Annotated in this window: 14 protein-coding genes and 1 tRNA gene; 14 read left to right on the top strand and 1 reads right to left on the bottom strand. The window is 55.9% G+C overall.

Translation table 11 applies throughout. The features are described 5' to 3' along the window. The first annotated feature begins 54 nt into the window (after nucleotides 1–54). From EO245_RS04075 to EO245_RS04085, 3 genes are all read left to right on the top strand, one after another. Nucleotides 55–933: a dienelactone hydrolase family protein gene (locus EO245_RS04075; RefSeq protein ID WP_128891733.1), complete on the top strand. Its 879-nt coding sequence runs from the start codon at nucleotides 55–57 to the stop codon at nucleotides 931–933. A gap of 78 nt (nucleotides 934–1,011) precedes the next feature. Beyond that, nucleotides 1,012–2,019, top strand: a complete 1,008-nt coding sequence (locus tag EO245_RS04080; RefSeq protein ID WP_128891734.1) for an SPFH domain-containing protein — start codon at nucleotides 1,012–1,014, stop codon at nucleotides 2,017–2,019. Next, nucleotides 2,019–2,510 carry an NfeD family protein gene (locus EO245_RS04085; protein ID WP_164931258.1) on the top strand — a complete coding sequence of 164 codons (492 nt, stop codon included), beginning with the start codon at nucleotides 2,019–2,021 and terminating at the stop codon, nucleotides 2,508–2,510. The genes EO245_RS04080 and EO245_RS04085 overlap by 1 nt, the downstream gene beginning before the upstream one ends. Before the next feature lies 1 nt (nucleotide 2,511). On the opposite strand, the gene EO245_RS04090 is transcribed toward EO245_RS04085, so the two are convergent. Further along, nucleotides 2,512–3,459: a complex I NDUFA9 subunit family protein gene (locus EO245_RS04090; protein ID WP_128891735.1), complete on the bottom strand. Its 948-nt coding sequence runs from the start codon at nucleotides 3,457–3,459 to the stop codon at nucleotides 2,512–2,514. A gap of 192 nt (nucleotides 3,460–3,651) precedes the next feature. On the opposite strand from EO245_RS04090, the gene EO245_RS04095 reads away from it, so the two are divergent. From EO245_RS04095 to EO245_RS04145, 11 genes are all read left to right on the top strand, one after another. Further along, a tRNA-Leu gene (locus EO245_RS04095) sits at nucleotides 3,652–3,738 on the top strand. Nucleotides 3,739–3,883: 145 nt separating this feature from the next. Next, on the top strand, nucleotides 3,884–4,375 hold the full coding sequence (locus EO245_RS04100; RefSeq protein WP_128891736.1) for a hypothetical protein: 492 nt from the start codon (nucleotides 3,884–3,886) through the stop codon (nucleotides 4,373–4,375). A 106-nt stretch (nucleotides 4,376–4,481) separates the two neighbouring features. Next, complete coding sequence (locus EO245_RS13575; RefSeq protein WP_081888610.1) at nucleotides 4,482–4,679, top strand: AlpA family phage regulatory protein; 198 nt, start codon at nucleotides 4,482–4,484, stop codon at nucleotides 4,677–4,679. 158 nt (nucleotides 4,680–4,837) lie between these two features. After that, entirely contained in the window at nucleotides 4,838–8,029 is a 3,192-nt protein-coding gene (locus EO245_RS04110) for a helicase-related protein (protein WP_128891737.1), read from the top strand. Then, nucleotides 8,026–8,790, top strand: a complete 765-nt coding sequence (locus EO245_RS04115) for a DUF4391 domain-containing protein (RefSeq protein ID WP_128891738.1) — start codon at nucleotides 8,026–8,028, stop codon at nucleotides 8,788–8,790. Before EO245_RS04110 ends, EO245_RS04115 begins: the two co-directional genes overlap by 4 nt. Nucleotides 8,791–8,808: 18 nt before the next feature. Then, nucleotides 8,809–10,815, top strand: coding sequence for a site-specific DNA-methyltransferase (locus EO245_RS04120; RefSeq protein WP_128891739.1), 2,007 nt, complete (start codon nucleotides 8,809–8,811; stop codon nucleotides 10,813–10,815). A 19-nt stretch (nucleotides 10,816–10,834) separates the two neighbouring features. After that, nucleotides 10,835–13,852 carry a type III restriction-modification system endonuclease gene (locus EO245_RS04125; protein WP_128893454.1) on the top strand — a complete coding sequence of 1,006 codons (3,018 nt, stop codon included), beginning with the start codon at nucleotides 10,835–10,837 and terminating at the stop codon, nucleotides 13,850–13,852. A 32-nt stretch (nucleotides 13,853–13,884) separates the two neighbouring features. Next, nucleotides 13,885–14,781 (top strand): zinc ribbon domain-containing protein, encoded by an 897-nt coding sequence (locus EO245_RS04130; protein ID WP_128891740.1) that lies wholly within the window; start codon nucleotides 13,885–13,887, stop codon nucleotides 14,779–14,781. Nucleotides 14,782–15,040: 259 nt separating this feature from the next. Continuing rightward, nucleotides 15,041–15,559, top strand: a complete 519-nt coding sequence (locus tag EO245_RS04135; RefSeq protein WP_128891741.1) for a hypothetical protein — start codon at nucleotides 15,041–15,043, stop codon at nucleotides 15,557–15,559. A gap of 1 nt (nucleotide 15,560) precedes the next feature. Beyond that, nucleotides 15,561–17,786 (top strand): type IV secretory system conjugative DNA transfer family protein, encoded by a 2,226-nt coding sequence (locus tag EO245_RS04140; protein WP_128891742.1) that lies wholly within the window; start codon nucleotides 15,561–15,563, stop codon nucleotides 17,784–17,786. A 127-nt stretch (nucleotides 17,787–17,913) separates the two neighbouring features. Continuing rightward, on the top strand, nucleotides 17,914–18,879 hold the full coding sequence (locus tag EO245_RS04145; protein WP_128891743.1) for a replication-relaxation family protein: 966 nt from the start codon (nucleotides 17,914–17,916) through the stop codon (nucleotides 18,877–18,879). The last annotated feature ends 195 nt before the right edge of the window (nucleotides 18,880–19,074 follow it).

A 19,074-nucleotide genomic window follows, 5' to 3' on the forward strand; every position in this document is an offset into this window, starting at 1 on the left:
GGTGTAACGCAGAGCGTTGGTCGCTCGAAGAACGGCCAACAGGAGGGTTTTTGCATGTGCGATGAGAGCAAACTGCAGCGCTGGGCGAAGGACCGTATCAGCCGCCGCGAATTCGGAATGCTGGGCGGTGCGGCTGCGATCGCAGCCTGCACGCCGATGGAATCGAACGCCGACGAGACGATCGGCCTGCCTGCCATGAGCGAGCGCGCCGTAAGCTTCGACACGGCTGACGGAACCATGGACGGATTCTTCGTCGCCCCCGTTTCCGGTCCGGCACCCGGCGTCATCCTCTGGCCCGACATTGCCGGACTGCGCGAGAGCAAGCGCAACATGGCCCGCCGCCTCGCCGGGCGCGGCTATTCGGTCCTTGTCGCCAATCCGTACTACCGCGACGTGACCGGCCAGCAGTTCGAGGACTTTGCCGACTTCATCGACCAGGGCGGGTTCCAGAAGGTGCGTCCATGGCGCTCCAAGCTCGATGCCGAGGCAATCATGCGCGATGCGGCAAGCGTGGTCGCCTGGCTCGATGCGCAGGGCGAAATCGACACATCGCGCGGTATCGGCACGCAAGGTTATTGCATGGGCGGCCCCTTCACCATGTGGAGCGCTGCCGCCGTGCCGGGGCGGGTGAAGGCAGCGGCCAGCTTCCACGGCGGCGGCCTCGTTCGCGACGACAATACGATGAGCCCGCACCGCCTGATGGACGATATGCAGGCATCGCTGCTCATCGCCATCGCGCAGGACGACGATGCGGACGACCCGGACCACAAGACCATCCTGCGCGAAGCTGCTGCGGAGGCCGGACGCAAGGCCAAGGTCGAAGTCTATGCCGGCGACCACGGCTGGACCGTCCCGGACTCTCCGGCTTACGCCGAAGCGGCGGCCGAGAAGGCGTGGAGCGACCTGCTGGAGCTTTACGCAGCGGCTCTCTGAATTCGCGCCCGCATTTACTTCCCTCGCGAGGCCCCGCGCGCTACCATGCGTGCCGGAAGTCTTTGGGAGGGTTCGTAAATGGGTGGTTTTCTTACGCTGGTCCTGATCGTCGCGGTTCTCGCGCTGATCCTGTTCACGACCGTGCGCGTCGTGAAGCAGGGCTTTGTCTACACGATCGAGCGGCTCGGCAAGTTCACCAAGGCGGCGGAACCCGGCCTCCATATCCTCGTGCCCTTCGTCGATCGCATCGGTCGCAAGATCAACATGATGGAGCAGGTGCTCGACATCCCGGGCCAGGAAATCATCACCAAGGACAACGCCATGGTCGGCGTGGACGCGGTGGTCTTCTTCCAGGTGCTCGATGCGGGCAAGGCTGCCTACGAGGTCGCCAATCTCTACGCCGCCATCATGGCTCTTACCACGACCAACCTGCGCACGGTGATGGGCAGCATGGACCTCGACGAAACGCTTTCGAAGCGTGACGAGATCAACGCGCGCCTCCTCAGCGTCGTCGACCACGCGACCTCGCCCTGGGGCGTCAAGATCACCCGCGTCGAGATCAAGGACATCCGCCCGCCGATCGACATTTCCGAAGCCATGGCCCGCCAGATGAAGGCCGAGCGCCTCAAGCGTGCCGAAATCCTCGAGGCGGAAGGCGACAAGACCAGCTCGATCCTCCGCGCCGAAGGTCGCAAGCAGTCGGCCATCCTCGAAGCGGAGGGCAAGCGCGAAGCCGCTTTCCGCGACGCCGAAGCGCGCGAGCGTGCGGCAGAGGCCGAAGCGCGGGCTACCGAAATGGTCAGCAACGCCATCGCCGACAGCGGCAGCGCGGCGATCAACTACTTCGTCGCCCAGGAATACACCAAGGCGGTCGGCAAGTTCGCCGACAGCCCGAATGCCAAGACCATCCTGTTCCCGGTCGAAGCGACCCAGCTCATCGGCTCGCTCGGCGGTATCGGCGAGCTCGTGAGGGGCACGTTCGACGGCAGCGAGGGCACGGTCTCGACCGGCAATCCCTCGGGCACGCCGATCGCCGATCGTCGCCCGCGGACCAGCGTGCCGCGTTCCTCGGGCGGGAATAGCTGATGGACCTGCTCGACAATCTCGACCCGGCGCTGTGGTGGCTGGTCATCGGCCTCGCCTTCGCCGCGCTCGAACTCGTCGTGCCCGGCGTCTACCTGATCTGGCTTGCCGCCGCCGCGCTGACGACCTCCGCGCTGACCTTCGTGCTCGACCTCGGGATCGCGGTGCAGGTGGTGAACTTCGTCTTCCTGTCGCTGATCATCGTCTATTCGGCCAAGCGCTGGCTGCGCGACCGGCCGATCGAAAGCAGCGACCCGATGATGAACCGCCGCGGCGATCGCCTCGTCGGCGAGCAGGCGGTCATCACCGTCGCCATCGACGGCGGGGAAGGGCGCGCGCGTCTCGGCGACAGCGAGTGGATCGCGCGCGGTGCGGACCAGCCGGTCGGCACGCGGGTGCTCATCGCGGCCGTGAAGGGGCCGATCCTGGAAGTCGTGCCGCTCAAATCGCCGGAAGAAGCCGGCGACACGCTGCCGCCGGCGACCGCCGACTAGCTCAGGCCATTTTCACGCGGCCGGTGAAGCGGCCGTGCTTGCGATAGCGGACCATCCACTTTTCGAGGAACAGGCCGAGCGGCCTCGGCTCGATGCCGAGCTTGTCGAAGCCGGGATACTCGCCCGAGACGACGTTGCCCTGCTTGAGCAGCGTCCACTGATCGCTCGACATCGGCGTGCCGGGAAGGGCGGCGAAAGCTCCCGAAGCCGCATCGGGCATCGGCAGGAACGTCCGCTTGCGACCCTGCGCTTCGGCAATCCGCTCGTTGATCTCCATCATCGAGACCTGCTCCGGGCCGCCGAGCTCGTAAGTCTTGCCGCCATGAGCCTTGGGATCGGCCAGCGCGACGCGAACCGCTTCTGCGACGTCATCGACATAGACCAGCTGCAGCTTCGCCTCGGGCGCGAACACCGGCAGCACCGGGAAGGTGCGGATGAGGCCGGCGAACATGTTCAGGAAGTTGTCGTCCTTGCCGAAGATGATCGACGGGCGAAGGATCGTCGCCTTGGGGAATGCCTCGAGCACCAGCTTTTCGCCCAGCGCCTTGGCGCGTGAATAATCCGCCTCGCTTTCGAGATCCGCTGCAATCGCGCTCACCTGCACGAAAGCGCTGGCACCTGCCGCCTTGGCCTTTTCTGCCAGCATGCCGGCAGATTCGCCCATCAGCTTCATAAGGTCGCCCTCGAAACTGCCGACGAGGTTGACCACCGCATCTACGCCCTGGACCGCCGCCTCGACGCTGCGTTCGTTCGTCAGGTCGACCCGGGCAAGCTGGAGCTGGCCGAGATTCGCCAAGGGCTTGAGATCGCGCGCCTTCTCGGGATGGCGCCCCGCCACGCGCAGCCGCGCGCCGCATTCGAGCAATGCCTGGGCGACATAGTTGCCGAGGAATCCGGTCCCGCCCGTGACGAGGACGAGCTTGCCGTTGAGGGGATGAGTCTGTGCCATGCGGCGATCCGTTCCGTAGGTATGGTTTGCAGGTTTACGCGCTGCGCCTTGCCGCAACGGGCGAGCCATCGCAACCGTTCCGGTGAGACAAGGTGCATCGGGATTGCGATTTGCGTTGACAAGCCGCGCGCCGCTTCGCTAACGGCGCGCCTCATTCGCGATGCGGAGCACTCTGGCCCGCAACGCAGGTGTGCCCAGATGGCGGAATTGGTAGACGCGCCGTCTTCAGGTGGCGGTGGGGGCAACCCCGTGGAGGTTCGAGTCCTCTTCTGGGCACCATTTCTCTTAAAAATTGCAATAAAATCAATGCTTTAGGCCAGATTGTTAAATTTGGCCCACCTTTTCGTCCACCTCACTTTTGGCGATGTGGTGATGCGCTATGGTGTCCTATGTTCAGCTCATTTGAACCGATGGGGATGGGCAAATGTCGGCAAAGGCTAAATCCAAGATTGAAGCGAAAGAGCTTCTCATAGAGATCGAAGCTTTCGAGCAGTCCTACCACATCGCTGACCACCGCGCTGAAATTGGCCGGGTCGACGACGAAGCGATCATCGATATTCATGGCGCAATTGTCCGCGCTGGCGACCATGATCAGGATTCAAAGGTTGAGCGCGCAGAGGTGTCGCTCGTTTGCTCAGAGCAGTATCACTCCGACCCTGACCAATCAGAGCCACAGCAGCCAATGTTGATGACGGCGAGCGTACGCAAAGGGGTTTTCCAAGCTCTCGCTTACCTTCCTCCCGCACCTTTTTGGGCGCTTCCCGAGATGATTGCTTCGGGGCGAGTCACCCATGTCGTTGCGGGTTATCGCACAGCGCCACGCAAAGACTCGATGCTCCACGCTTTGTACTTTGCATCCCACACGAACATCGATGGGTCAGCGTGGGCACACCAAGGCGAACGCAGCCGATCGTAAGCGATTGTCCTTGCTTCACATTGCTTCGCTGATAGCCTCTCCAGTGCCTCGGGGGCTTTTGCCAACCTTCGAGCATCGCGATGCTCTTCAATTAGGAGACATCGTGATGAGGATTTTGTCGAAGCGTCAGGTCAAGGAGCTAGTACTGTATTCGCCTCAGCACATCGCACGCCTGGAAAAGGCCGGCCAATTCCCCAAGAGGGTACAGCTTGGCCCGAGCCGGGTCGGATGGGTTGAGGACGAAGTGCTGGACTGGCTGCAGAAGCGCCTGGAAGCCCGAGACGAACCTGTCCGGCACTCCTGAAAAGGAGCGGGTGGTCGAGTTTGCAAGCTCGGCCACCCAACTGCATTGCAAGGACAGATCGCACTAAGGCGTGTATTATTGCACTAGGCGCTTAAAATTCGCCACGAAACATGGGATCAAGCAATCGACCAATCAAAATAGCTGGAAATCATCGTAGAATGCTCCTCGACAACAAGACTCATGGCCGGGTTTCTGACGAACTTCGAAGGAGTATCGAGCCGGAATCAAAGCTCGCAGTCTTGACCGGGCTTTTTACGGTGTTCGGCTTCGCTACCCTAAAGAGCGAGCTCTCTAAAATCGACAGCCTCAAGCTCATGCTTGCTGATGGCGGTGCAACAGAACCTATAAACCTCGCAGGTGGCGCTGATGAGATTGGTCTCAAGGCCGAACTGGACCTTCAGTATATCGCTGCTGAGTGTGCGCAGTGGGTCCGAAAGAAGGCCGAGGTTCGCTCTTTGTCTGGCGCTCCAATCCGCCAGAATCTTTTCCATGTGAGCCAGCGTGACGGAGACGCGGTGGCCATCTCGGGGACTTCTGACCTGACTGCACCTGGGCTAGGCGCTGTCCCATCCAGTACTTTCGCCATGAACACCGTTGCGACCGATCGAGCCGCCACTCAGCAGCTTATCGACTGGTTTGATACAATTTGGAATGATCCTACCGCTATAATCCAAGCGAAAGAGACTCTGCTAGACGCTCTCGAAAACCTCGCAGCTGATAAGCCTGCAAACCTCCTCTATTTCCTTACCCTTTTCACGATTTTTCGAGACTTTCTCGACGAGATCGATGAGGACAACATCATCCGATCCAAGACGGGGATCAAAGACACGATCGTATGGAACAAGCTCTACAAGTTCCAACGCGACGGGGTGCTTGGCGCGATCGACAAGCTCGAAAAGCACAATGGCTGCATCGTTGCTGACAGCGTCGGTCTTGGTAAGACATTTGAAGCGCTAGCGATCATCAAATACTATGAGCTCCGCAACGATCGCGTCCTGGTGCTCGCTCCAAAGAAGCTTCGCGAAAACTGGACTGTCTACACGATAAACGACAAGCGAAACGTACTCGCGGGCGACCGCTTCAACTTCGATGTACTCAATCACACCGATCTCAGCCGTGAGACCGGTAAGTCAGGCGAGATCAATCTCGAAACCTTGAATTGGGGCAACTACGACCTGGTTGTGATCGATGAGTCCCACAACTTCCGGAACAACAACCCGCGAGCTGATGGCGTTACACGTTATCAGCGCCTCATGGAGGAGGTGATACGCAAGGGCGTCAAAACGAAAGTTCTGATGCTATCGGCGACACCGGTCAACAACCGGCTCAACGACCTCAAGAATCAGGTCGCCTTCATCACCGAGGGCCAGGACAAGGCTTTCGCCGATGCTGGGATTGCTAGCATAGAGGTCACGCTTCGGCGGGCGCAGACACAATTCAATAGTTGGCTGAAGTTGCCCGAAGCAGAACGCAAGCCTGAGGCTTTGCTGGAAAGCCTAAACTTTGGCTACTTCAAGCTTTTAGATCTTCTTACGATCGCTCGCTCGCGACGGCATATCGAGAAGTACTATGACATCTCGGAGATCGGCAAATTCCCTGAACGCCTAAAGCCGCAAAACGTCAAAGCTGACATCGACAAGGCTGGTGCGTTTCCGCCCCTCAAGGATATCAACCGCTCTATCAAGAAGCTCTCGCTAGCGGCCTATGCCCCGCTTGATTACCTCAGGAACGATAAGCAAGAAGAATATAGCCGCAAGTACGACCAACAGGTCAAAGGCGGCAAATCCACACTCAAGCAAGTCGATCGAGAGCGCAGCCTGATTCACTTAATGCGCGTCAACATGCTCAAGCGCATGGAAAGCTCGATCCACTCATTCGCTCTCACCACGGAGAAAATTCACGCGCAGGTTGAGGCGATGCTGGCGAAGATCGAAGCGCTTGAAAGTGAAGAGATCGAAGAGTTGAGCATCGAGGACATCGAAGCCGACTCTCCTGAACTTGAGGACCTCATGATTGGCCGCAAGGTCAAAGTGCTCATTCAAGACTTGGACCTTGTTCGGCTCAAGCAAGACTTGGAAGCTGACAGGGTCTTGCTAGCCTATCTCCTCGAAGAAGCTCGCCAGGTTGAAGCCGACGATGACGCCAAACTGCAAGCCCTGAAAGACACGATCTCAGCCAAGCTCAAAAACCCGATCAACGAAGGAAACAGGAAGGTAATGGTCTTCACCGCGTTCTCGGACACTGCGGAATACCTCTACTCACACATTCACGATTGGGCGTTGCAGAAGTTTGGATTGCACAGCGCTTTGATCACAGGTTCCGGCACCAACAAATGCACGATCAAGGGGTTAGGCCGCGACCTGAACTCTCTCCTCACCAACTTCTCACCCGTCTCGAAGGAACGTGAAAAGGTTGATCCTGATGCGACCGATGAGATCGATATCCTGATCGCCACAGACTGCATCTCCGAAGGTCAGAACCTTCAAGACTGCGATATGCTGGTGAACTACGACATTCACTGGAACCCCGTGCGGATCATCCAGCGCTTTGGCCGTGTCGATCGCTTGGGCTCTTGCAATGACGCTATCCAGCTGACCAACTTTTGGCCGAATATGGAGCTCGACGAGTATATCAATCTAGAAGCTCGCGTGAGCGGACGCATGGTGTTGCTCGATATCTCAGCCACCGGCGAAGAAAACGTCATCGAGTATGACGAGACCAAGCAGATGAATGATCTCGAATACCGCCGGAAGCAGATGCAGCAGCTTCAGGATGCGGTGATCGACCTTGAGGATATGGACGGCAGTGTTTCCATCACGGACATGACGCTGAACGATTTCCGCATGGACCTCTCTAGCTTCATGAAGGACAATCTCGCCACCTTGGAAGGCGCACCTACCGGCTTCCACGCAGCCATCACCGCGAGCACGCCGGAGGCGGTTCCTGGCGCGATCTTCTGCCTCCGCGACGTGAAGGCTATAGTGCAGAACGAGGATAGCTATGCCCTCGCGCCCTACTATCTCGTCTATGTCTCCGAGACAGGCGAGATCGTCTTCAATCATCTCCAAGCGAAGAAGAGCCTAGACCTCTTCAAGAAGCTCGCTGCAACCATGGCTGAGCTCGACGACGCGGCCATAAATGCGGTCCAGGCCGAAACGAAGAAGGGCCGCGACATGAGCCACTATTGCGACCTTCGTGACAAGGCGATCGAAAGCATTGTCGGCAAGACGGAAGAGAAAGGCGTCGAGAGCCTATTCACACGCGGCGGTACGAGCCTCACCAAGGATCATCTCAAAGGGAGCGATGACTTCGAGGTTGTAAGCTTCCTGATCGTCAAAGCCGCAGCATGATAGAGACACTCTTTGCCAGCATGGAAATCCCGGAGGCCTGCTTGCTCGACAAGCCGGTCTACAAGAAGATGTTTCTCGACAATGCCGAGCTGGACCAGACCGACAAGAAAGCCCTGAGCCAAGATGCCGATCGCATCCGCTGGCGCTACACATTGAAACCTGAAACGATCAACATTCGCCCGTTTCAGGACGGCACGCACGACTACCCCGAAGTTGCAATCCTTTCGATCGAGCTCAGCAGCTCAAACAGGGCGCGGCGTATCGCCGCGTTCATGCATCGGGCCATTCCTTATCCGTTGATCCTTGTGTTCGAGCATGAGGGCAAGCTGAGCATTGCAGTGGCTGAAAAGCGTATCAACCAGGCAGATAAGTCCAAGATGGTGATCCTTGATCGCTGGCAGACCGACTGGTTCGATCCAAAGCGCGCCAATGCACCTATCTCTGCTTTCCTTGACGCAATCGCATTGCATCGATTGCCAGGGACCAATTTCTACGCCCTCTATGAAGCCTTCCAGGCGCAGGTCATTCAGCTAATCGCTAGCGAGCGCACAGGTACATTTGCTCCAGTGCCGATTGAAGAGTCGAAGGTGCACGCAGAGGCACTAAAGGAAATTGATGGCTTGGAACGTGAGATTGCCGAGCTAAAGTCGAACCTGAAGCGCGAAAAACAAATGAGCCGTAAGGTCGACCTGAACAGTAAAATCAGAAGTCGTAAGAATGCTATACTTGCACTTGAAGCTCGCCTAAGGCTTAATGATTAGAAATCAAGAAGATAGAATATGGAAAAAGTGACCCAAGAAGACGGACAAAGCGCGGATGTTGTCGGCAATAACATCGAGAAACTGCAAGGGCTATTTCCCGATGCATTTGAGGATGGGCGAGTTAATTTTGAGGTCCTTCGTCAATTGCTGGGAGACGCGTCGGTCCTGGAGGAAGGCGAGGAAAAATACGGACTCAACTGGCATGGAAAAAAGAAGGCGCGGCAAATTGCACTGACCCCCAGCCCAGGAACTCTCCTGCCGTGTGCTGAAGAAAGCACTGACTGGGAAGATACGAAAAACATATTTATTGAAGGGGACAATCTGGAGTCACTCAAGCTGCTCCAGCGGAGTTATGCGGGCAAGGTCAAACTAATCTATATTGATCCTCCCTATAACACAGGCAGTGATTTTGTTTACCCTGATAATTATGCCGACAATCTAGACACATACTTGAAATACACGGGCCAGGTCGACGATGATGGCATGAAGTTCTCATCGAATACGGAAACTGGCGGTCGTAAGCACACAAATTGGCTAAATATGATGTTGCCACGATTGAAGGTGGCGAAAAATCTTCTTTCCCGAGATGGTGCAATATTCATTTCGATCGATCAAAATGAGCAGCCTCAGTTACAAGCTCTGTGTGATGAGGTTTTCGGATCAGAGAATCTCATCTCCTGTATTACCGTGATAAACAACATGAAGGGCCGAAACGATAAAAAGAATATCGCAACGGCTCACGAATATTTGCTTGCCTATGGGATGCCTGATTTCGAATCTCTCGGCGTTCCTTTGACCGACGAACAACTGAAGGAATACAAGCACGAAGACGACAACGGGGAGAAATATGCCCTCCGAGATCTACGGAAGAGAGGTCGTCCCGATCGCCGAGAAGATCGGCCAAACATGTACTTCCCAATATTCTTTGATGAGGCGAAACAAACCTGCTCGCTTGAACGGCGATTAGCGACCGACATTGAGATCACTCCCAAGCGCGGTGACAAGAGTGATGGCCGTTGGCGATGGGGCTTTGAAACCGTCAAAGAGAACTTAGACATCCTGCACGCGAAGTACTCAGCGAAGAAGGATAGGTGGGATATCGAGCATAGGGTCTATCTGAACCCAGGAGTGCGGGCTGAAGTCAGTGATGAAGAGGATGACGACGACGACAACGTCCAAAGGACCTCCAAACCAAAATCTTTCTGGTGGGGCGGTGAAATTTCGACCGATGTCGCAAATCGCGAATTCAAGAAGCAGTTTCCTGGCTCCAATCCGGACTATCCGAAGTCTCCCTATTTGCTCGAGAAGATTGTCCACATGGCAACTCGTCCCGGCGATTTGGTATTAGATTTCTTTGCTGGTTACGGGACGATGGGTGACACGATCTATCGTCTGGCTGGAGCCGGTCAGGGCCGACGTTTCATACTTATCCAGTTGCCTGAAGAGATCGACCCGGACGATAAGGATCAGGCCGCTACTCGAAAATATTGCGCTGATAATGGCATAGCACCAAGGATTTCTGAGCTAGCCAAGGAGCGTCTCAGAAGGTCTGCCTCAGTTGTACGCGAGCAATCGGAAACTGACGACGGTGACTTTGGGTTCCGTGTTTTCAAGCTAGCTAATTCCAACTTATTGGCTTGGAATCCCGACAAGAGCGATCTTGAGGGAACTCTCGATATTCATGCGGCGCGGCTGATCGACGGCCGAGACGATGGTGACTTACTCTATGAGCTGTTACTGAAACGTGGGGTCGATTTGGCAACGCCAATCGAAACAAAGAAATTTGACGGCAAAGAAGTCCACAGCATCGGATTTGGTGTTCTATTTGCGTGCCTAGCAAAATCTATCGAGAAAGCCGAGGTTGATCGCATCGCACAAGGCATACTCGACTGGCACAAGGAGTTGGAGCCAGAGACGGACACACATGTCTTCTTCCGCGATAGCGCATTCGAGGACGACATCGCGAAAACCAATATGGCCGCCATCCTGGAGCAGAACGGCATAACGCACGTTCGCAGCCTGTAGCGGATCGACTATGCCAGAGATGAAACTCCATTTCGAAGACGATCTTGATTACCAGCAGGCCGCAATTGCCTCGGTTGTCGATCTGTTCAAAGGCCAGGAAATCTCCCGGTCCGAGTTCACAGTCACTTACCGCCCAGAAAGTGTCTCACAAGCCAGCCTAGGGCTCGTGGAGAGCGATCTGGGCGTGGGCAACCGTCTCCAGCTGATCGATGAAGAGCTCCTTGAAAACCTCGCTGAGGTGCAGCTCGACAACGGCCTCTATCAGGACAAGGTGCTCCAATCCGGCGACTTCACCGTAGAGATGGAGACAGGAACCGGAAAGACCTACGTCTATCTGCGCACCATCTTCGAGCTGAATAAGGAATACGGCTTCACCAAGTTCGTGATTGTGGTTCCTTCGGTCGCGATCAAGGAAGGCACCTACAAAACCCTCGAAATCACCCGCGACCACTTCGAGAATCTCTACCCAAAGGCCAAGGGGTACGAGTATTTCACATACGATTCCAAGAAGCTCGGCCAGGTGCGCAACTTCGCCACTAGCTCGACGATCCAGATCATGGTCACCACGGTTGGCGCGATCAACAAGAAGGACGTCAACAACCTCTACAAACAGAGTGAGAACACAGGCGGCGAGAAGCCGATCGACCTGATCAAAGCCACCAATCCGATCATCATCGTCGATGAGCCGCAAAGCGTAGATGGCGGTCTCAAAGGTGCCGGTAAGACGGCCCTTGCGGCGATGAACCCGCTTTGCACGCTTCGCTATTCAGCGACCCACGTCGACAAGCATCACATGGTCTATCGCCTGGACGCGGTGGATGCCTATGAGCGAGGTCTGGTCAAGCAGATTGAAGTCGCCTCGCTCGAAATCGAAGGTGGCCACAACAAGCCCTATGTGAAGCTGCTTTCAACGCATAACAGGCAGGGATCGATCACGGCAAAGGTCGAGCTCGATATCGCCAGCGGCAAGGATGTGAAGCGCAAGATTTTGACCGTCGAGGACGGAGATGATCTGGAGCAGCTCACAAACCGCGCTGTCTACGAGAATATGCAGATCGGGACGATCACCGTTGGTCCCGAAGAGACGATCGAGCTCAAGGGCCCTGGTCTCGACAAGACGCTTAAGCCGGGCATGTCGCATGGCGGCGTCGATCCCGATGAACAAAAGCGGCTCATGATCCGTCGCACGATCAAGGAGCATTTGGATAAGGAGCTGCGCTTCAAAGAAACGGGCCGCCCGATCAAGGTGCTGAGCCTCTTCTTCATCGACAGCGTTGAGCACTACCGGAAATATGACGATGACGGGAATGAGCTGAAGGGCAAATACGCTGAGATGTTCGAAGAGGAATATCGTCGGCTCGCCAAGCTGCCTGACTACCACACGCTGTTTGCGAGCATCGATCTCGATGAGGAGGTTGAAGAGCTCCACAACGGTTATTTCTCGATCGATAAAAATAAGAAATTCCAGGAACCATCCAAGAAAGCCAACGGTGAAATCGCGGACAATGCGGCCAACCGCGACAACGCTGAGCGCGCCTACAACCTCATAATGAAGGACAAGGAGAAGCTGCTCAGCTTCGATACGAAGCTCAAGTTCATCTTCTCCCATTCTGCTTTGCGCGAAGGCTGGGACAACCCGAATGTCTTCCAAATTTGCACGCTGCGCGACATGGGCACCGAACGGGAGCGCCGTCAGACGATCGGGCGCGGATTGCGCTTGGCTGTAATCAGTGATGGTACCGAGAAAGGTAAGCGCATTCGAGGCAACGAGGTCAACACGCTGACCGTTGTTGCGACTGAAAGCTATGAGGACTTTGCGCGAAATCTTCAGACTGAAATCGAGAAAGATACGGGTATCAAGTTCGGCATTGTTGAACCACACCAATTCGCGGCCATTCAGGTTAAGAACGAAGATGGTGAGGCTAAGCCTCTGGGCACTAATGCATCGGAAAAGCTCTGGCAGCATCTCAAGCAGGCCGAATTGATCGATGGAAAAGGCCGCGTCCAGGACAGCCTAAAGGCTGCGCTCAAGGAGGGTACACTACAGATTCCCGATGAATTTGCGGAGCAAGCCGACGAAATCAAAGCGATCCTCAAGAAGCTTGCTGGGCGTCTCGACATCAAGAACGCGGACGAGCGCAAGATCATCCGCACCCGAGAAGCAGTGCTTCAAAGCCCAGAGTTCAAAGCCTTGTGGGATCGGATCAAGCACAAGACGACCTATCGGGTCGAGTTCGACAATGCGAAGCTGATTGAAGACTGTGCAATCGCTATCCGCGACAGTGAACCGATCACAAAGACGCGAGCCCGTTTCCGCAAAGCCGGGATCGAGATCGGCAAAGGTGGCGTCGAAGCCAAGGATGGCGATGTCGGCAACTACACCACGATCAATGAAGACGACATCGACCTGCCTGACATCATAACCGAGCTCCAGGACCGCACTCAGCTTACTCGCAAAAGCATCGTCGATATTCTGATCAAGAGCGACAGGCTCCAGGATTTCAAACGCAATCCGCAGCAGTTCATCGATCAAGCTGCCGAAGGAATCACTCGCACCAAACGCTTAGCGTTGGTCGATGGCATCAAATACCGGCGTATCGGTGACGACCATTTTTATTGTCAGGAGCTTTTCGAACAGGAGGAGCTCAAGAGTTACATGAAGAATGCGGTGAAGGCCGAAAAGTCAGTCTTCGAATATGTGGTCTACGATTCTGAAGGCACGGAAAAATCCTTCGCGGAAGACCTCGAAAGCAATGAAGCCGTAAAGGTCTACGCGAAGCTCCCCGCGTGGTTCAAAATCCCGACGCCACTTGGCACATACAACCCAGACTGGGCGGTCCTTGTCGAACAGGACGGTGAGGAAAAGCTCTTCTTCGTTGTTGAGACAAAGAGCAGCAGTTGGTGGGATGATTTGCGTCACCAAGAGGGTGCCAAGATCAAATGCGGTGAGAAACACTTCAGGGCGATCGAGGCGGAAACCAACCCGGCGAAATTCATCAAGGCAACATCGGTCGATGGAGTGATGAAGCACGTTTAGGACAACGCAACCGGCTTTGGGGGGAAGCAATAATGGAATGTCATGCTTGCGGAGCAGAACTCGATCCGCGCGATAAGTTTTGTTCGAAGTGTGGAGCGATCACCGAACGCGGCAAAGGCGCTAGCGAGCTTGCAGGTCGATATGTGGCGGAGCTCGCCGATGGCTTTGGAAAGCTCATTGCCGCAGCCCTTGGCTATGTCACCGATCCTGAGAATCGAAAGAGAGTCGCAATTGGCGGAAGTGTAGCCCTGGTGCTGCTCATATCTCTTACGAGCAATCCGATCTCGCGCGGCGTCGGTGGTTTGTTTTCTTCTGTACCCGATGGCCCGACTTACAACGATGATGGTACACCCAACTTCGCGGGGTATGAGGACGTGTTCCTTGCAGAACGGGCATCATACGATGTCACCGGGCAAGCCAACGTGCGTGATTTTCCAACCGGCGAGGGCACAAACGTCATCGGAACCCTGGTTGCGGGCGAGACAGTTCAAGCCCAGGAGGTGATGGCATTCGATCCGCTATCGAGGTGGTTGAAACTGGCCTCAGGCGGATATGTTTGGGGCGCTAACCTATCGCCGATAGGCCCAGCCCCAGAGCCCAGATTGCCTATGTTCCCGCCCAGCTTTCAAGGAAGTTGGTCTACCCGCGAGTCCTGCGATCGCAATGGCGCGGATATCTTTGTCGATATCGGACCCAGAACCATTTTCGTTCAAGGAAACCGGAGTGATCTCATCCGCACAATCGAGGATGGCAGCTCATTTCCGACCTATGTAATTCGCCCGACGGCTAACCCGGACACCGAGATGCAAATCTCGATCGACTATTCAGCAAACGGGCGCTGGATCATTCTGAATCACAAAGAGCCCGAAGACATAGGCGTCTGGAGTTTGCATGATCCAGAAATGCCATGCCATTTGCTCTATCGCTGATGAGGATACGTGACCGGCTTACTCTATCCCCATGCTGACAGCTTGCCGATCCCCATCCATAGCTACACATCCAGCATCACGGCGGCGCACATTGCGATGGGGATGCAGAATGACTTCAAGATCTTTCTCTACTTAATTTACGAGAAATATCTTGAAGTTGCGCGAGCCCATTATTGGTTCACGGGGCCACAATAAACTTGACCCTGACAGCCTCTATTCTCCATCCTAAGACCTCAAACCACATGGAATAGGGGCATCCATGGATATTCTCTTAAAACGCGAACAGAATCGAAATTGGCGAGGACGGGTTGTCTTCCGGCTTTGGGCCAAGGCTGAGATGTCTGATGACGAGCGAGCTTTGATTGACCGCTATGATATGGGCGATTCATGCCTGATTGCCGCTGACGACTTTGACCATCTAAAAGGTGCCATGGTCATTGGTTTCGTAGCGTTTCTGATTGGGGGTCTCTTTGGAGCCTTTGCATCAGATGAAGTCTTGGGCGGCCTGGCCTTCGGCGTCATCACTGGAGTTGGCGCTGGATACTGGTGGCTTAACGAAAAGCGCGAGACCATCTGGATGCGCGATCTACTTTATGGCCGCAGGTTCAAATGCGACAGCATCATCGAATTAGCTCAGAAAGAAGCGATGCTCGACAATGCGTGCATTGCGCTTCGCCAAGTGGTCGAGACCGCCAAGCATTGGGACGGCGTTGAGACTCGACCCGTGCCGGTCTTGCCGCCAGAAGAGGCCAAGGAAGTGGTCTTAAGGCTGGGCTGACATGGCTTCAGACATTGGCGCCAAGCTTCACAGTTTCTTGCATGGGTTGATCAGACCCAGCGAGAAGGATCTTGTTCGTCGCCAATGGGAAGAGGTCGCCCGTCAGTTTGATTCACATGACCTGCGAACCATCGAAGAGCGTGAGCGCCGGATCGCTTCTATCGCAACCGAAGTGCGATTCCAGCTTTTTGGCGATGCGCCGATGAATGATCAGGATGGTGTCATCCTGAACCTCGTTTTGCAGCTCTTCGACTACGACCAGCTTTTTGTGCTGCCAGAGGTTGATTGGGAGCGAGAGCGCACGATCGCTGAGCTATGGGAAATCCGCGAGGAGCTGACCCGCCAACAGAAATTACTCGACAGCTTCGATCGCCATGCTGAGCTGATCCAATTGTCAATCTTAGCGATGCTCCGGCCAATTTATGAGGCGTGCCCCGCACTGCTTGACGAAGCGGATTCATCAGATGGCATCTCGGTTCCAACTGACCTTTTGCGCAGCCTGGGAGATACTGGCGAAGTCACTGAGCAGGTGTTTGGCGTCAGTTTCGCGCAAGAGCTTGTTGAAGCCGATTTGCTTACCAATCTTCGCCAGCGGCTAGAATACAATCTGATCGCGGCATCAGGGGGCAACCCTTCCGATCCCTCCAGCTTCAAGCGGGCTCCAAGAATGCCCAGCCAGTTCGATGCGAAGACCCCGGAGATATTGGTTGAAACCTATCTCGGTGGCACACCGCTGGCTGCGCTGTTCGATCAGGAACTGACCTTCACCATTCCCACCAAGTCACGCTTTGAACATCAGCACATTGTCGCGGGCTCAGGCCACGGCAAAACGCAGACGCTGCAATATCTGATCGCGCAAGATCTAGCCGCGATGGAGGATGAGAAGCGCACGGTCATTGTACTCGATAGCCAAGGTGACTTGATCAACAACATTGCCAAGCTCGATGCCTTTGGTCCTGCAGGGGATCTGCACGATCGGCTTGTTCTGATCGATCCGACTGACGTTGAGTATCCCGTCTCGCTCAATCTCTTCGATGTCGGCCAGAAGCGGCTCGACGGGTACGCACCGCTTGAGCGCGAGCGTCTGACAAACTCAATCCTGGAGCTCTACGACTTCGTGCTTGGCACGCTGCTCGATGCGCAGATGACGCAGAAGCAGAATGTGATCTTCCGCTATGTCACACGGCTTATGCTGCATATCCCGGATGCGACGATCCACACGCTACGCGAGCTGATGGAGCCAGGCAGCGAGGTGAAATTCGCTGAGCATATCGCCAAGCTCGAGGGGACGGCCAAGCACTTCTTCGAGACCGAGTTTGCCTCGCGTGAGTTCGAGCAGACCAAGAAGCAGGTGCTTCGCCGCCTTTGGGGCATCCTCGAAAACCAGACATTCGAGCGGATGTTCTCGCATCCTCGGTCTAAGCTCGATCTCTTCACCGAAATGAACGCTGGCAAGGTCATCCTGATCAACACAGCTAAGGACCTGCTCAAAGAGCAAGGCACCGAAATCTTCGGGCGGTTCTTCATCGCTATGATCGCGCAGGCTGCTCAAGAGCGTGCAACTCTGCACGGCTCTGGGCGCGTGCCGACCATGGTCTACATTGACGAGGCCCAGGACTACTTTGATCGCAACATCGGCCTGATTCTCGCTCAGGCGCGCAAGTACAATGTCGGCATGGTGCTCGCGCACCAATATCTCGGCCAGCTTGAGCCCAAGCTCCAGGAAGCCTTTGCCGCCAACACCGCGATCAAGTTTGCTGGCGGCGTATCAGCCAAGGATGCGCGTTCGCTTGCGCCGATGCTCTACACCGATCCAGCCTTCATCGAAGCGCAAGGCAAAGGCAGCTTTGCAGCGCATATTCGCGGGGTCACGAAGCACGCTGTGCCGCTCTCATTCCCGTTCGGTTACTTGGAAGACCTTCCGGTCATGTCGCCGCAGGGCCGCGCTGCGCAGCGTGAGATCATGCGCGAGCGTTATGCGGTGCATCATTCTCAGATTGGCAAAGACCAGAGCGCCGAAGATGCGCCGGTGGCCGATGAAAGCGGTGAGCCAGGCGGTGATGATCCAAAGCCTGAAAAACCCAAGCCACGTGGCCCGCAACCCAAGGGGCCATCAGGTTCCGACGCTCAAGCCGAAGCAGTGAACCAGTCGGATGATGAAAAGCCGTCAAATCAGGGCAAGACCGGACGTGGGCATATCGATCCCACACCGGGCGAGGACTGGTGAATTTTGTTGCTGACCATGGCGTCCCAAGCCTGAAAATGGGTTCACACTTCTGAATTTGCTGCACGGTTACAGGCCAGCATTACGTGCATAAAAGAGCGGTCCTCCAAAGCTTCAAGAGGACCACGCCATGTCTCCAAAACCGAAATTCGACGCACTAGGGCGACGCCGTCGCACCAAGCCAACGGCAACTGGTAAGCGCATCACACCGCAACCGCGCGATCTGCTTTGGTTCGAAAAGATCGCGGAGCATGGGCCCTTGCCGTCTTCGTTTCTGCTGGCGTTCGCCAAAGACACGCACGCTAGCGAGAAACGAGCGAAAGAACGCTTGACCGATCTCTTCAACGAAGACTGCACGCCTCATACGGGTGCTTACCTCACACGCCCGGCGCAGCAGTTTCGAACGCTCGATGCGCGCTACAACCAGCTTGTCTATGATCTTTCGCCGGCGTCAGTCTCTGCCCTTCGAAAAAGCGGCAGCGCCATCCGGCCAGCGCGCTCAGGCCCCTGGCAGCATAGCCTGATGGTGAGCTGCATCACCGCGTCGATCGAGCTGGCGTGCAATGAGCGCGACGACATCAATTTCGTCCCTCAATCGAAGATTCTGGCTCGCGCTGGAGCAAGTCTGCGATGGACCACCGAAATCTGCGATCCAGATAGCGGCGCATCCTATGAGAAGGACTTGCTCCCCGATGCAGTCTTTGGGCTGGAGTATATGACGTCAGAGGGAAAGCGCTATCGCTTCTACGCTGTTGAAGCCGACCGAGCGACCGAACCGCTGCGTTCGGCTGAGATCCACCGCAAGAGCTTCCTGCGTCACCTTCTGCAGTACGAAGGCTACATCGAAGGTGCCGGATATCAGGAGCACTTGGGCCTGACTGCGCCGATGATGGTACTCAACGTCACCACTAGCGAAGAGCGTATGCGAAGAATGCTCGCCTTGACCGCTGAGCTGTTCCCAGAGGGTAATTCCTACCAGCTGTTTCAGGTTTGGAATGCTTTTGGGACGGATCTGTCTCCCCCCAGACCAAGACTGGACTTTATCCGGAGCGTTTGGATCAGGCCAAGCCTCCCAAGCATTTCATTGTCCTTCTGACGGCGACGGCGCGAGAATATCTCTGCTGGCATGCTTATTTCGTGATGGCAAAAATGTACTCCAATCGAAACAGAACTCTCGTCCTGGATCACTGCAGTCTGTCATCAGTTGCGCACTGCCGTAGCCCCGCCAGAAAACCTCCCGATCGGTCATATTGATCAGGGTCAGAATGGGTTTTTTCCGAGACGTCGTCAT

Source organism: Erythrobacter sp. HKB08 (assembly GCF_004114695.1).
In the GTDB taxonomy this organism is placed as follows: Bacteria; Pseudomonadota; Alphaproteobacteria; order Sphingomonadales; family Sphingomonadaceae; genus Parerythrobacter_A.

What these genes read in the sequence shown, in the direction of transcription:
- EO245_RS04075 (WP_128891733.1), top strand. Translation starts at nt 55, where the DNA reads ATGTGCGATGAGAGCAAACTGCAGCGCTGGGCGAAGGACCGTATCAGC.
- EO245_RS04085 (WP_164931258.1), top strand. Translation starts at nt 2,019, where the DNA reads ATGGACCTGCTCGACAATCTCGACCCGGCGCTGTGGTGGCTGGTCATC.
- EO245_RS13575 (WP_081888610.1), top strand. Translation starts at nt 4,482, where the DNA reads ATGAGGATTTTGTCGAAGCGTCAGGTCAAGGAGCTAGTACTGTATTCG.
- EO245_RS04090 (WP_128891735.1), bottom strand. Translation starts at nt 3,459, where the DNA reads ATGGCACAGACTCATCCCCTCAACGGCAAGCTCGTCCTCGTCACGGGC.
- EO245_RS04135 (WP_128891741.1), top strand. Translation starts at nt 15,041, where the DNA reads ATGGATATTCTCTTAAAACGCGAACAGAATCGAAATTGGCGAGGACGG.
- EO245_RS04130 (WP_128891740.1), top strand. Translation starts at nt 13,885, where the DNA reads ATGGAATGTCATGCTTGCGGAGCAGAACTCGATCCGCGCGATAAGTTT.
- EO245_RS04080 (WP_128891734.1), top strand. Translation starts at nt 1,012, where the DNA reads ATGGGTGGTTTTCTTACGCTGGTCCTGATCGTCGCGGTTCTCGCGCTG.
- EO245_RS04115 (WP_128891738.1), top strand. Translation starts at nt 8,026, where the DNA reads ATGATAGAGACACTCTTTGCCAGCATGGAAATCCCGGAGGCCTGCTTG.
- EO245_RS04110 (WP_128891737.1), top strand. Translation starts at nt 4,838, where the DNA reads ATGCTCCTCGACAACAAGACTCATGGCCGGGTTTCTGACGAACTTCGA.
- EO245_RS04125 (WP_128893454.1), top strand. Translation starts at nt 10,835, where the DNA reads ATGAAACTCCATTTCGAAGACGATCTTGATTACCAGCAGGCCGCAATT.
- EO245_RS04140 (WP_128891742.1), top strand. Translation starts at nt 15,561, where the DNA reads ATGGCTTCAGACATTGGCGCCAAGCTTCACAGTTTCTTGCATGGGTTG.
- EO245_RS04100 (WP_128891736.1), top strand. Translation starts at nt 3,884, where the DNA reads ATGTCGGCAAAGGCTAAATCCAAGATTGAAGCGAAAGAGCTTCTCATA.
- EO245_RS04145 (WP_128891743.1), top strand. Translation starts at nt 17,914, where the DNA reads ATGTCTCCAAAACCGAAATTCGACGCACTAGGGCGACGCCGTCGCACC.
- EO245_RS04120 (WP_128891739.1), top strand. Translation starts at nt 8,809, where the DNA reads ATGGAAAAAGTGACCCAAGAAGACGGACAAAGCGCGGATGTTGTCGGC.